This is a genomic window from Spartinivicinus poritis (assembly GCF_028858535.1).
In the GTDB taxonomy this organism is placed as follows: domain Bacteria; phylum Pseudomonadota; class Gammaproteobacteria; order Pseudomonadales; family Zooshikellaceae; genus Spartinivicinus; species Spartinivicinus poritis.
Genome location: NZ_JAPMOU010000081.1, coordinates 1 through 12,702, shown reverse-complemented (window position 1 = coordinate 12,702; position 12,702 = coordinate 1). Strand labels below are relative to the sequence as shown.

The 12,702-nt window shown below is 37.8% G+C and carries 16 protein-coding genes; 12 read left to right on the top strand and 4 right to left on the bottom strand.

The window, feature by feature from the left end; all coding sequences use genetic code 11:
* Positions 1-21: 21 nt before the first annotated feature.
* Entirely contained in the window at positions 22-105 is an 84-nt protein-coding gene (locus ORQ98_RS29735; RefSeq protein ID WP_425347724.1) for a PEP-CTERM sorting domain-containing protein, read from the top strand.
* A gap of 339 nt (positions 106-444) precedes the next feature.
* Here ORQ98_RS29735 and ORQ98_RS27540 read toward each other — a convergent pair whose 3' ends face one another.
* Positions 445-975 carry a hypothetical protein gene (locus ORQ98_RS27540; protein WP_274692042.1) on the bottom strand — a complete coding sequence of 177 codons (531 nt, stop codon included), beginning with the start codon at positions 973-975 and terminating at the stop codon, positions 445-447.
* 432 nt (positions 976-1,407) lie between these two features.
* On the opposite strand from ORQ98_RS27540, the gene ORQ98_RS27535 reads away from it, so the two are divergent.
* The 4 genes from ORQ98_RS27535 to ORQ98_RS27520 all read left to right on the top strand — a co-directional run bounded on the left by ORQ98_RS27535 (position 1,408) and on the right by ORQ98_RS27520 (position 3,056).
* Positions 1,408-1,668 (top strand): type II toxin-antitoxin system Phd/YefM family antitoxin, encoded by a 261-nt coding sequence (locus tag ORQ98_RS27535; protein WP_274692041.1) that lies wholly within the window; start codon positions 1,408-1,410, stop codon positions 1,666-1,668.
* Positions 1,668-1,958 carry a type II toxin-antitoxin system RelE/ParE family toxin gene (locus tag ORQ98_RS27530; protein ID WP_274692040.1) on the top strand — a complete coding sequence of 97 codons (291 nt, stop codon included), beginning with the start codon at positions 1,668-1,670 and terminating at the stop codon, positions 1,956-1,958. The genes ORQ98_RS27535 and ORQ98_RS27530 overlap by 1 nt, the downstream gene beginning before the upstream one ends.
* 2 nt (positions 1,959-1,960) lie before the next feature.
* The gene (locus ORQ98_RS27525; RefSeq protein WP_274692039.1) at positions 1,961-2,545 is read left to right on the top strand and encodes a tyrosine-type recombinase/integrase; all 585 of its coding nucleotides are present in this window, start codon (positions 1,961-1,963) and stop codon (positions 2,543-2,545) included.
* A gap of 181 nt (positions 2,546-2,726) precedes the next feature.
* Complete coding sequence (locus ORQ98_RS27520; RefSeq protein WP_274692038.1) at positions 2,727-3,056, top strand: hypothetical protein; 330 nt, start codon at positions 2,727-2,729, stop codon at positions 3,054-3,056.
* Between the two features lie 142 nt (positions 3,057-3,198).
* Here ORQ98_RS27520 and ORQ98_RS27515 read toward each other — a convergent pair whose 3' ends face one another.
* Together ORQ98_RS27515 and ORQ98_RS27510 are read right to left on the bottom strand one after the other, a co-directional pair.
* Positions 3,199-5,706: an ATP-binding protein gene (locus ORQ98_RS27515; protein WP_274692037.1), complete on the bottom strand. Its 2,508-nt coding sequence runs from the start codon at positions 5,704-5,706 to the stop codon at positions 3,199-3,201.
* Positions 5,707-6,008: 302 nt separating this feature from the next.
* Positions 6,009-7,112, bottom strand: a complete 1,104-nt coding sequence (locus ORQ98_RS27510; protein ID WP_274692036.1) for a carboxypeptidase-like regulatory domain-containing protein — start codon at positions 7,110-7,112, stop codon at positions 6,009-6,011.
* A 467-nt stretch (positions 7,113-7,579) separates the two neighbouring features.
* Here ORQ98_RS27510 and ORQ98_RS27505 point away from each other — a divergent pair, with 467 nt between their 5' ends.
* From ORQ98_RS27505 to ORQ98_RS27495, 3 genes are read left to right on the top strand one after another with little or no spacing between them, the layout of a single operon-like run.
* Entirely contained in the window at positions 7,580-8,548 is a 969-nt protein-coding gene (locus ORQ98_RS27505; protein WP_274692035.1) for a DNA-binding protein, read from the top strand.
* Between the two features lie 23 nt (positions 8,549-8,571).
* Positions 8,572-8,775 (top strand): hypothetical protein, encoded by a 204-nt coding sequence (locus ORQ98_RS27500; RefSeq protein ID WP_274692034.1) that lies wholly within the window; start codon positions 8,572-8,574, stop codon positions 8,773-8,775.
* 53 nt (positions 8,776-8,828) lie between these two features.
* Positions 8,829-9,635, top strand: a complete 807-nt coding sequence (locus ORQ98_RS27495) for a hypothetical protein (protein ID WP_274692033.1) — start codon at positions 8,829-8,831, stop codon at positions 9,633-9,635.
* Between the two features lie 92 nt (positions 9,636-9,727).
* Here ORQ98_RS27495 and ORQ98_RS27490 read toward each other — a convergent pair whose 3' ends face one another.
* A complete protein-coding gene (locus ORQ98_RS27490; protein WP_274692043.1) occupies positions 9,728-10,477 on the bottom strand; it encodes a substrate-binding periplasmic protein in 750 nt (249 codons plus the stop codon).
* Positions 10,478-10,983: 506 nt separating this feature from the next.
* On the opposite strand from ORQ98_RS27490, the gene ORQ98_RS27485 reads away from it, so the two are divergent.
* The 4 genes from ORQ98_RS27485 to ORQ98_RS27470 form a co-directional block, all read left to right on the top strand.
* The gene (locus tag ORQ98_RS27485) at positions 10,984-11,355 is read left to right on the top strand and encodes a hypothetical protein (protein ID WP_274692032.1); all 372 of its coding nucleotides are present in this window, start codon (positions 10,984-10,986) and stop codon (positions 11,353-11,355) included.
* Positions 11,356-11,467: 112 nt separating this feature from the next.
* Entirely contained in the window at positions 11,468-11,800 is a 333-nt protein-coding gene (locus ORQ98_RS27480; protein WP_274692031.1) for a hypothetical protein, read from the top strand.
* Between the two features lie 262 nt (positions 11,801-12,062).
* Entirely contained in the window at positions 12,063-12,365 is a 303-nt protein-coding gene (locus tag ORQ98_RS27475; protein ID WP_274692030.1) for a type 2 periplasmic-binding domain-containing protein, read from the top strand.
* 21 nt (positions 12,366-12,386) lie between these two features.
* Positions 12,387-12,702: type 2 periplasmic-binding domain-containing protein (locus ORQ98_RS27470; protein WP_274692029.1), on the top strand; the 316-nt coding region annotated here is incomplete at its 3' end.

Sequence of the window (12,702 nt, the reverse complement as noted above, 5' to 3'; positions counted from 1 at the left end):
GGTCCTGGTGGTCCTGTCAATGTGCCAAACCCAGGTACATTGCTTTTAATAGGACTTGGGTTAATGGGCGTTGTATCCCGTCGTCATAAAGTTAAGCAGCAGTAAACTATCTAGAGGGGAATCTGTACAATGGACTCTCCTGCATTTTGTTATTTGCTGATCAGGTATTAAATGGGAAGAGTCCCACACCGAGACTATGGGCTTCAGACTTCCTGTATCAGAAGACTAAACTTTTCATTGTGAATCATCCAGATTGCCCTACAGCCCTTTATTTATAGGCTTTATTATTTTGTTACCGTGTAAGTGTGCCGCAGGCACACTTACACGGTAACAGGTATCCATATATCTCTTGCGCAAGAGCGAAGAGTAAAGCAACACAGGGCTTGGAGGTCAATTCTTTAGGGGGTATGGGTGAGTAGACCTGTCCAATCACTCAAACCCCCTTTAACTATTGCAGGTAATTTTTCCTATAACTTCTGTAAACTCTGGGCTACTACCTACTTTTTTACACTCATTATTAGTCCTACTCCAATTCACACCACCACTATCTGAACACCAAGCTTTTGCGTGATTAGCCCAGTTAGACTTCATTCTTTTACATGTTTTTGTTCCGTATTTTCTCGGCTCTAATTCTTTATGATTTTTACTGTTAGCTATTTTCTTTTTCTCTTTCTTTGAAATAACTTTCCCTTTCGGATTTTTATTGCGGCAGTCATCACCAATGTTACGGCACATTTTCTCCCCATAATGCCTATGTTCCTTATTAACACCACTAGTATTAAAATTATTTCTAATATCTATTTCACAAGTGTGCTGTATTTCATCACAATAATCATAAGTAGTCTCCGCCTTGTTTGCATCTTGTCGATATTTGTCCAGAATTGGCTCAGCTGGACCGTTAGAAAAAGAGCAAGCAGAGTAAATCAGTATAAAAAAATAAAAGAATTGTTTAAATAAATAATTATTTACCATCATAATTTATGATCCTATATTTTTTTATTTCGTACTTGTTTTTTTATTTTTCTGTTAATTTCTATATGTATTTTAAATAAAATTTCTGAAAAACAAGATTAAACCACACTACATAGTAGATGATTTTTATTTGATAAAAGTGAATTATTTATAAACTAGTAGTTGTATATTACATGTAACACATACTTTTCATGACTAAATCTTAGTCTCCTCAAAACTCGTTAACTATTAGATAAAAGTTAACGAGTTGTAAAATTGCTACAGGCCATACAAAACATATCCTACAGCCAATTTGGACCCTACCCCAAAACGAAAAGCTCTCTAACTATTTGTTATATATGATGAAAACTTGGCAAGTTCTCGTTAGACTGGACAAGGCGCCTTAAAAGTGCTCAAATTAATCAAAATGATCATTTTGAACAACAGTGAGGTGGTATGATGGAAACACTCAACGCCAGTGATGCTAAACGCGAGTTTGGCGAGTTATTAATAAAAGCTCAACATGAACCCATTGGAATTAATAAAAATGGAAAACCCGTTGCTGTTGTAGTTTCTGCTGCTGAATATGAAGCATTAGAAAAACTAAAAGAAGAGCGATTAAAAGCAGCTATAAAAGAAGGCTTAGACGATATTGAAGCCGGAAAAACTACTGAAGGCAACAGCGTAATTGATCGACTGAAAAAACGGGTTATTTAGTGGCTGATTTTTATTTTTCTGAAAAAGCAGAGCAAGACTTAGAAGAAATTACCGATTATACCCACCAGCAATGGGGTAGCTTGCAGGTTATAAAGTACTTGGATGGCTTAACAGAGCTTTGCCAAACTTTGGCAGATAGCCCGGTGCTTGGCATGAAGCGAGACAACCTAGCAGAAGGGCTGCTTAGCTTCTCCTATGAAAGCCACATACTGTACTACCTGGCTCAACCCCACGGTATTACTGTTGTCAGAGTCTTACATAAGCGTCGTGATCCTGTTAAGCACCTCTAAACATGCGAAACCCTAACCACCCTAAATCCGGCTCTCAAATCAAAGTCGAACCCATCCGCGACAAACGCGCCATTACTCGAATTAAAAAATTATTAGAAGATATACCACGAGAGAATTGTATTTTTATTCTTGGAATTAATACGGCATTTCGTGCCAATGAATTATTATCAATTCGTGCCGAACAGGTGCACATGATCGAGCACGGTTCCTATTTAGATGTGAAGCAGAAAAAAAATAATAAATATCGAAAGGTTTTGCTTAATCAAGCTGCCACCGATGCAATACAACAACTACTCGCTAGCCGTGACTACAAGCCAGAAGAGCTACTATTCCAAGGTCAGCGCGGCCCTATCACTGTACCCTACGTCAACCGCCTGGTTAAGCAATGGTGTAAGAACGTGGGCTTGAAGGGCAACTATGGCAGTCACAGCCTACGCAAGACGTGGGGCTACTGGCAGCGCAAGGGCAACAACGCCCCGGTGCCTGTACTTATGGAAGCCTTCGGACATGCGACCCAGAAGCAGACGCTAGACTACCTGGGCATTGAAGAGAAGGAGATACATGAGCTGTATTTGTATGAGATTTAGCAGATTGTTACAGAGCCGCATGCCCTTGGTTTATGGGTACTATTGAAATCATGTTACCGTGTAACATGATAAATTAGGTATATTATCGATAACTTTGTCACATTGTTTTGTATAGGTAGTATACAGAAAATATTGAATAGTTAATATGAAACGCTATTGTACTCTTCCTAGTGGTGTCAATATGAGAAGAAATGCAGAGTGTAAATCAACTGTATTGAGCAGAGTTAAGTATGCTGCTTTAGCTTCTCTAGTATTTTATGCCTTATATTTTTTAGGGTATTTTTTCGAAAATTACACACCAAACTTTTTTACCAATAAATGGTATACTCCTGAATTTATGCCGTTATATTTAACTTGGGTAACAGCAACGAGCGTAATATGGATTATTTTTTCTGTCTTTGGCGTTATTGACTTTGAGTCGGACGTACTTGAAAGTAAAAAGAAAAGTGGCTGGATTTTTATAGTGCCTATTATTTTGGGATTAATTTTTTCCGAATTAGCTGTTAACTAAGATAGTTATTACATGGTCATAGCCTCTAAAGTTGCATGTGTAGCAATCCCTTAAGTGATTGATTTATAAGAACCAAACTGGTTAACTTTTATACAAAAGTTAACCAGTTTTCAAGCCCAATAGTTATCCGTTTACTAAGTGACTATTTTGAATAATTATTACAAAATAAATTTTTAGCTCGTTTAATAATATTCTCTCTTTCTATTATAAACTGGCTTTTCATATCCTTGACTAAATTAATAGATTCCTTAGAAAACTTGTTCGTTTCATTAATAAATGAACTCCTTTGAAATTCTGAATACAAATAATCGATAAAAACTTCTGTCATTTCCATTTTTTTTATAACTCGATTCAATCTTGAACCATAGTCGTTTAAGCAAAATGAATCAATTTCAGTTTTTAATCTATTTAGTTTTTTAAATGTTTTTGCTCTACATATAGGTGTTTGATAAACAATTAATGATAAATAACCAATCATTTTTGATAATTTTTCAATGTAGTAATTTCCTGATATTGTAGCTCGTACATAACTACTAGACTTAATTTCGTTTTTGATTGTAGTTTCAGTCTCTATTAAACGCCGAGAGTTTAAGTTAACAAGAATAGATGTTGTTGTGTCTGGTAATATACCAACTGAATGACAATCACGGATAATATCCTCAATGAGTACATAACCAATACCAATATCTGATTTACTATTCTTTGAGTAAAGTATATTTCCCAAAACTGCTACTATATTGCAATTAGAGATATCTGAATTACCCATTGTATTAAAGAGGTTGAGTGTATCACAGTCTGATTCAGAATATACTTCATTATCACGAAGAATAATAGAGTTCAGAAATTCATGGAATGGTATTATAAAACCATCTGGTTGTTCCTTTCTCTCATCCCTTAATATTGCATCAATATTAGTATGTCCAGATATCATAAAATAAGCTACTGTATCTAATGCTCTCCGCATGTCTCTAGCTGCTGTTGACTCTATAAAATTAATATATGTTTGATCTGATCCTAAAAGCGTTTTAATAATTCTACTGAATACTTTTTCAAGTTCTTCTTTGGTAATATTGATTTTTGAGTTTAATTCATATTCATTAGTTCTAATTAATGATTTAGTATAATTAAATCTTTTGGATAAAACTTGGTGTAAAGAAGCAGGTTGAACATTATAAGCAGTTGTATGGAAAGCATTGAGTGGACCACAATCTCTATTTTTCCAATAACTTTCTTCGCGCATTGCAAGTAGGGCATAACAGTTAATTTCTTCAGTTAATTTTTGTGCAGCTAGAAAAATACTATTTTGTGTTTCTGTATTTAGTTGATCTGCATTATCAAACACGAGAAATATTGTTTTTTTCAACCTTTTAGACGCAGTAGATAAAATTTTAGTGAAGTGCTCTTCTCTTTTTTCGCTACTCCATTCATCAACTTTTTCACCAAAACTAAGCTCAAATTTTTGTGGATTTATATCATGTAGAGGAGCTAAAGGCCCTCTTTTAAGCTTTTCATATTCATTATGATAAACTTGCTTTAAAAACTTCCATTCGTCTAAACCTAGATAAGAGTATTCATTTATTAAAATCTTTTCAATTTGACTTGATATAAATGAATCTAAAGTTATTCCGGTATCACTATAGTTTTTAAAGTTAAAATATATCCATATTCCATCATTATCTATTTCTTTTTTTGCTAGAACTTTTCTGAATCGTTGAATGAAAGTACTTTTACCAACGCCTACACTACCGATTAATAAAATTACCTCTTTATGATTAGTTTTCCCAGTTTTAAGGGTTGATAATATTCTTTGTTGAAATTCACCAGCATTATTTTTATTAACTGATAACTCGTTAGTTTTTATGTCAGTATATGGAGATTTTTTATCTGGTTTTTTAGGTGAATCGACATAACAGTGTTCAAGAATATCAGGTGTAGCCTCTTGTGAAGCTAAATCCTGAAATACTCGGTGAATTATGTCTCCAATAACTGGAAAAAGTGAGTTTCTGTCTTTTCTTCTAGGTCTATTTAGGTATTTTGTATCTAGTATTTTATATGTTAAATCTTCATCAGATGAACTACCAGAAATTCCTAAAGTTTTTTGAATTGTCCCATTTTCAGCAGATGTTTTAGAAAGTAGTTTGCAAAACAAATCAAAATTTTCTTCTATATCTTCATGGCTTCTAAATATAACTACATTGTGATCAACCCATTCAATGCCCTGTTGATTATGTGATCTAAAAAAAACGTATTCATTGCCATTTGTTACAACAGTAAATAAGATACCTTTAGAAATTGAATAATTTCTAGCCTGCTCCATTGCTCTGATAAGAAATTTACACTTGGATAGTACTCCACCTACTTTATATTCTCTCTGATTAGATGAATCAGGAAGGTTAAAGCATGCTGAGTTTTTTTTAGCTTCAATTATTATAATTGGCATATTGGTGCTTAATTTATAATCAAGGTATAAGCCCGAATCTATACACCTTTCTTCTCTTATAATGTTTGTCTCATCCCATCCTAGGCACTCTATTAAAATATAATCAATTAATTTTGATCTTGTATCAGATTCAGAAAGATATTTATCGTATTCTTGGCTATTAATTTTTTTAAATTTTAATAAAGCTGTATCTGTATTCCACTTTTTCATATATTTATTCCTATCTATAACTTTAGATTTTGTGGTTAACAGAAAAATTCACACTATAAGCTTAGATAGAATGAAAATACCCACACATCGTGTAAATATTAATTATTTGTGTTCATAATGTTTCATATTTAGAAATTGTTTGCCTAAATAACTTCTCAGTGCTCCATCCCCAATCCACGCTATCTGTAGCCCTTTCAAAGCCAGCCGATAACGCCCTCCGTCATCTGAAATGCACCACCTAGTGGGGGTCCCACTACGACTGACATTTTGTTTGTATATAGATTACTAATCAGTTGGTCCAACTAGATTTTCTCTCGAGAAGAGACCTGATAACCAGGTTTAGCATCACCCACAGGCATAAGACTCATTTGAGGCATGATCCCAAAACCATTTTCATAATAATCTGATATCTTTTTCATACTATTGATTTGATCAAGCTCTAATTTTACTTGTCTTTCAATCTTAACAAAGTTTCCTTCTACACTAGCTGAAAACCTAACAGTTGACTCTCCTGGCTCCCAAAACCAAGCCTGTTCCATTGATTGAGTAATTTTATCTGCCTTTTCTTGAGTGAGATAGGGTGTTCCAACACTCGGGCCATGAGCTTGAAAATTAGGGTTTGCTATTAGAGATGGTTGAATACTTGAAACTAACTGTTGAATATACGCATCATATTGAATAAACCTGAAATAAAACTTAGCTGACTTGTAAGGATCAATAAATATATTTGGCATTATTGCCATACTTGGTCCATTCATGTCTATACCAGAAGATACTTGAATGAGGCGCCTCACCTTTCCACTGGGTGATAATACTTCCACACTTAGGTTTTTAAACTGGATTTGCTTAGTTGTTTGGTTGATGAACTGGATTTGTATTCCTATATCAGGAAGGCCAATAAAATGCCCAATGAGGATTTGATTATCACCCATAGATATACTGTCATCAGGAATAAACTCAGATTTTTTTAACTGAAAACGTAAAAATATTCGAGATTTATTAGAGACTACTTTAACGTTACTTTTATATCCCAGCAAAGATGCGCTGACCGAATATTTATCTTGAACTCTTGACTTTGGGATTGCCAGTATAAATTCTCCTGTATCACTGGTCATTCCTCTGGCATGGCCCCCCGTATCAATCATTACTCTAGGTAAATATCTACCATTCTCATCAACTACTGAACCAATTATCAGAGTTTCTGAAGACTGATATGATTCATAAAAAAAAATTAAGTTACCAGTAAGTCCAAAAAAAATCAGTAAACCGAATCCATAGTGTGTAATTAGTCTATTTAGAGCATTATTTTTTCCTTTGACTAATAATTTAAGTAGACCGACAATTAAAATTGCAGCTAATGAAGCTAATGCTAGCGGTGTTGTAGCATATTCCAAAGTCGAGTTCATGCTAGTTTATCCTTGATCTAACAATTAATGAATGCATTGTGCTTCATTGGACTTAATTATATCGCACATCTTCTGATGTGTATAAAACACAACCACAAGTTCCTCTGAGCTGCCCTATACCTTCTCCCCAACCGCCCTCACCTACAGCCTTTTCAGAAGTAGCCGATAATACCAAGAATCGGATATTTTTATATACGACAGTATTATGATACTGATTTTGGTATTTTTAATTATCAAAATCTGCTGTTTATTACATTTTTCTCTAATTATTGCCGATAAGCGCAGTTATCGGCTAGTTTTATCTACCCCCTGATAGCTGCTCTTCCCACCCCTCTTTTTTGCCTGTTTTTTCAACAAATTAGCGATTTTTCATGCCATTTCTCTTGTTATTATGATACGGTATGGTACGATACGAATATAATGATACGGAACGATACGATTCAGAGGCAACTATGGCAAGAGAAGGGGTGAGTTACGACGAGGTTGAACGGGTTTGCGAGCAATTTGCCCGCGATGATATCAGCCCCACCTGGCGTAAAGTCCGCGATGAACTGGGTACTGGCAATCCCTCCACCTTGTTACGCCATATCAAAACCTGGAAAGAACGCCAGCATGCAGCCTTCAATACCGATGTCGAACTGCCACAATCCGTGGTGGGCGTTATTAAAAAAGCTATGCTGGAAGCGGTGGACAATGCCACTGAAAAACAGGAGGCCGCCCTGGCCGATTCGAATGAACAACTGCAAGAATCCCTCAAAGCCTTGGCCTCCGTTGAAGACCAAATGAAAGTGCTGGAGCAAGAAAAAAACACCCTGTTAGCGCAGTCCGAAGCCAAAATCTTGGAACTGGAAAAACAGCTAGCCGCCAGTCAACGCCAAGCCGATGACCTCACCGTGCAGAACAAGGCGCTTAACAATAAGCTGGATGAAGCCCTGCGGGTCCAGGAAATTGCCCGCACCGAATCAGCCAAAGCCCAAATGCAGGTAGAGCGGGCTGACAAAGCCACTGACAAAGCTGAGCAGCGCAGTGAAGAATTGCGTCAGGAAGTCGACCAAATGAAAGCCGCCCTGACCTCTGCCGAAAAAGCCGCCGCGACTGCTGAAGCCGTCGCCAACGAACAAAGCAAAGCCATTGATCGACTGGATGCGGAATTGGCTGAGGACAAGCAGGCTTTAACTACCTTGCAATCCCGTTATGACAATTTACTCAGCCGCTATGAAGAGGCCGCCAAAACGGAAGCTAAGGTACAAGAACAGGATAAGCAAATTAATCGCTTGGAAACCGATATTCTCACCCATCAGCGTCGCTATGAAGACCTGCTCTCAAAATACGAAGCCTGTACTCGATTAGAGTCTGCGACAACCGCTCGGCTGGCGGTATTGGAAGCCAAAAACAGTCAACCTGTCAGGCCAACTGACAAGCCATCCAAAAAATAACACGCCCCATTAGGAAACAAGTGATGTCTGATAATAACGAAGAAAAACTGGTCTGCTTTCGGCTTGCTGCTGAAATGGATAACGGCCAACTTTATGCCGTCAGCCTGAATGATCAGCAGCAACTGGAGCTGCATCGGGCACTGGAGCAAATTTTAGGGGATCAGCCATTACGCATTCATGCGGTACCCTTTGGCACCAGTAGCAGTATGGTGCCTGAGCTGCATTAGGAGACCCCACCGAGTCATCGCAATCACTAATAACAACAAAACAAGGCACCCAGATGAATTTTGAAACACCCCAACAGCGGTTGAATGCCATTCATGAACAAATACAACGCCAGCTGGCTAATCATGAAATAACAGAATTAGTTAATACCGATCAGATTAAACTTTATCGCTGCAAGCAACCGGGTACCTGGGCATACGGCTTCGACATTATTTTAGCCCCCACCTGTATTACGATTTCTGGAGATATCGGCCATGTGTTGTATAACGTTGGTCGTGGGTTAGATTTTTTAGCCGGCTATGGTTGCACCGATTATGGCTTTAAAAAATTGGATGACGTCTATCGCCAACAAAAGGAAGTCAGTAGCTATCAATTAGCGAGTTATTTATACCCGCTTATCTATAAACACCTTTGGTTTGAAACGATTGCCCCAGAAAAGAAGCCAGCGGCTTTAATAGATCCAGAGCATTGGCATCAAGCCACCACCAATGAAATCGCTGGTGCCATGGAAGTTTTATGGGATGCCGTTAAGCAGCTCCATTTAACTGAAGATGAAGCGAAATTACCCACCTGGCTTCAAGACATTGATTATGACGAAGCGACCATTGAAGGCATTTATACCTTGCTGGACGAACTACGGGACTCCCACTACCAACCAGACCTCGCTGACCTGCACCCCACTCTCCAGGACAGCATTCTGCCTGAGCTGGATCCCGACTGGTGGGAGCACTGCTTTACGGAAACGGAATGGAATGTGGTGTGGGTGACGGCCTGTGCCCAATGGGCGGCCAGTCGATTTTTAGCCCAACAACCCGACTCTGAAACCGCTGACACTGAAGGAAATGCCGTATGCAGCTCTTAGAAAAATTATTAGTTCAATTAGCCCAAGTCCATTTGGATAATTTTCGACAGATTAAAGCCAACCCAAAAACACTTTTTATTTTTCCTATACTCTTATCGCCACTTATCCATGATTTTATCGTACTCGCCAGTTTCTCTTAAGGTATTGAGACCATGATCAAACCATCCTGCATTGGCGGCTCTGTTTTTGGGTACGGCGACATAACGATCAAACTCTTGGTAAATTGAAGGCAAGAAGCGAATATCGTTGTATTTACCCATCTGTTTAGCGGCAAAGGTTAATGTATGTAAATCACCAATGATGATTTCCACGCGCCCAAGCACCAACATCTCAATCAGCTGTTCGTTGGTTTTTACCGCTGTTTTTTTAATTTGGCGGGCGTCATCAAACGCTGTTCCGTAGGAGTACCCCAGATTCATACCCACGGAGTACGCTTGTAAGCCTGCTAATCCATTATAATCTTTAATTTTCGAAGCCTTTTTCACAGCAAAAACTGTCTTACCACTGCGTAATGGCCCGACAAGCAAATATTTTTCTCGGCGCTCAGGCTTCGATTTGAATTGATAGGCCAGATCCAGTTCGTTTTGTTCTGTCATGTGAACGACCCTGCTCCAGGGTACAAAAACAATTTTATAGTCGATTTTCAGATGATCCAATACAGCCCTGACCAGCTCCGTGTCCAATCCCGCGGGCTGGCCAGATTTATCCTTGTAATTGTAAGGCGGGTAGTTTGGATGAGTCACCACAGTCCATTTTTCAGCAAAAATCGACCTACAGAGAACACACTGAATACAAAAGAACACTACAACCCATAACTTACGGATGTTTTTCGGACTGATCATAGTCAAATTCGAAGTTATTACCTAAAGAATAGAGTAGTCTAAGAATGGGTAGCACCCATTTAAAACGTCTCCTTTATTTTTTTCTGACTGAAGGGACACAACTCATGAGTCTACCAAAGCTCGGGAAGTTGATATCTAGAGGGGAGGCCCAACAAAAAACTAGTGAAAGACAGAAAAAAATAAGATTCAAAGAAATTCGATACGACAAGGATCATGAAAAGCTTCTGTGATTTCAAATGGTAACTGAGATAAACAACAGCCAACTCTACGCCGTTAATTTAATGGAAAAACAGCAGGTTCAACTGTAACAGGCCTTACGCAAACTATAGGCAAGCACCCCTTCCGCATGAATGCGGTACCTTTTGGCTCAACTAACGATAGGTCCCTACCCTTAATTGATAACATTATTCTCTATCTCATCATCATTTTACTGGCTAGGGATTACAGACTTTTTACGCCAGGTTAGCTATATAGATTCTAGATAGCACTTGTTAACAAGAGTCAGTATGTTGCTCAGCCGAATGTTATTCCCCCTCTGTTTCGGACTTTCGATTAGTCTAGGGGCTGACGTCACCTTTCAAGCTGGTAACAAGATAATTACTGCGAGCCAGAATGACATTATTGATGCTGCTGCTTCTCCTGATCAGCAAGAACTATATACAGTGCATATTCAATTTTCCTATGATTTTGGCCAGAAAATCTTCAAATTCACATCCAAACAAATGGGTAAACTACTCATTATCACAGTAGCTGGTCAACCCATTGGCAAACCACAAAAAATTGAATTCAACTTCACCAGCAGAGCTCACCTGACAGGTTTTAAAAAATCGGAAGCAGAGTTTGTGGTGAACCATATTAAAGCGCTCAAACAACAATAGCCGCATAAAAAGCAGGTGCCTTAGTCGATCATAATTGATTGATCAAGGGCTTTGCTCATCCTGGCTACGCTATGCTTACTTAATAGGAGTATAACTCCACGTGGTGCTAGTCATGTCTATAGTCAGAGCCCATGTGTCTATTCAAGGACAACAGAAAACCATCACAATAGAAAAAATCCGTGCCATACTGGAGCAAGATCACTCACTGCCGCCGATGGTGAGAGTTATATTTAAAGACTTTCTTATCTTAAACAGCGATCATTTACAGATGCTGATCAATATTGCGCTAGACTCTATTCTCAGACCAAGCCACCTCAGCCAGTTCCAAAAAATATTGCCCCCTGAAATTGCCGGTTATGACCATGAATTGCTCGATATACTAGCGTGTGCCATGGGCCTCAACGCTATTCATTGCAAAGAACAGAGTACTAGAGTGACTGAATAGGCGATATTGAAGGTATCTTGTCTAGGTTATTTACTGTATTACATCTATGCTAAGGGAACACAAATGTAGTGTAGTGTAGGTTATGAACATAAAAGTAACAAAAGAGCACTCTCTCATTCTTTTTGTATGCGAAATAACTGTGGTAAAACAGAACAACAAAATTATCAAATATTTTATTTAATAAATTACAATGAAGTTATAGCATCTTTATAAGTAGGCACAGCCATATAGTAAAAATATTACTTGTTGGGGTTCTAATAAAATGCGATCTTCACTGCTTGTGCTAGGGTTTTGCTTTGCTCAACAATGCGTTTCTGAAGAACTAAAACTTACCACTCAACATTGGCCTCCTTATCAAATGAAAGAGCAAGGAATAGTAAGCGGTTTAGCAACTGACGTGTTAAGATGTGTCTTCAAAAAAATGAACCAGTCTTTTAGTATTACGATTCTCCCATGGGAAAGAGCACAAACTATGGTACAAGAAGGATTCTATCATGGTTTTTACTCAGCTTCACAGAGTAAAAGTCGAGACCAATTTGCAATAAAATCAACGTCAATTGCTTAACAAAAGTGGGCCTGGTATATATTGAAAGGTAATCAACTAAAGCCACATCTATCTAATTTTAAAGGTAAAGCTAATGTTGGAGCAACACATGGATCAAATATGAGTAAGTGGTTAAAAGCAAACAACTATAAAATAAAAAAGGGGCCTAAAACAACACAAGGCTTATTTAAAATGTTGGTAAAAAAAAGGTTGGATGCAGCTCTTGCTAATCAAGTGGTATCAGAATATTTTTTTAAAATAAGTAATATAGAACCAAATATTTTCCTAATTATCATCATGCCTAAGCTATATTTAGTAGCTTACCTGGTAGCGGAGGTGTTCTCAGCGCTACAAATGC

Bases quoted from the DNA above. Each gene is read 5' to 3' on its own strand.
- ORQ98_RS27540 (WP_274692042.1), bottom strand. From the start codon at position 975: ATGATGGTAAATAATTATTTATTTAAACAATTCTTTTATTTTTTTATA.
- ORQ98_RS27535 (WP_274692041.1), top strand. From the start codon at position 1,408: ATGATGGAAACACTCAACGCCAGTGATGCTAAACGCGAGTTTGGCGAG.
- ORQ98_RS27525 (WP_274692039.1), top strand. From the start codon at position 1,961: ATGCGAAACCCTAACCACCCTAAATCCGGCTCTCAAATCAAAGTCGAA.
- ORQ98_RS27520 (WP_274692038.1), top strand. From the start codon at position 2,727: ATGAGAAGAAATGCAGAGTGTAAATCAACTGTATTGAGCAGAGTTAAG.
- ORQ98_RS27515 (WP_274692037.1), bottom strand. From the start codon at position 5,706: ATGAAAAAGTGGAATACAGATACAGCTTTATTAAAATTTAAAAAAATT.
- ORQ98_RS27510 (WP_274692036.1), bottom strand. From the start codon at position 7,112: ATGAACTCGACTTTGGAATATGCTACAACACCGCTAGCATTAGCTTCA.
- ORQ98_RS27500 (WP_274692034.1), top strand. From the start codon at position 8,572: ATGTCTGATAATAACGAAGAAAAACTGGTCTGCTTTCGGCTTGCTGCT.
- ORQ98_RS27495 (WP_274692033.1), top strand. From the start codon at position 8,829: ATGAATTTTGAAACACCCCAACAGCGGTTGAATGCCATTCATGAACAA.
- ORQ98_RS27490 (WP_274692043.1), bottom strand. From the start codon at position 10,477: ATGATCAGTCCGAAAAACATCCGTAAGTTATGGGTTGTAGTGTTCTTT.
- ORQ98_RS27485 (WP_274692032.1), top strand. From the start codon at position 10,984: ATGTTGCTCAGCCGAATGTTATTCCCCCTCTGTTTCGGACTTTCGATT.
- ORQ98_RS27480 (WP_274692031.1), top strand. From the start codon at position 11,468: ATGTCTATAGTCAGAGCCCATGTGTCTATTCAAGGACAACAGAAAACC.
- ORQ98_RS27475 (WP_274692030.1), top strand. From the start codon at position 12,063: ATGCGATCTTCACTGCTTGTGCTAGGGTTTTGCTTTGCTCAACAATGC.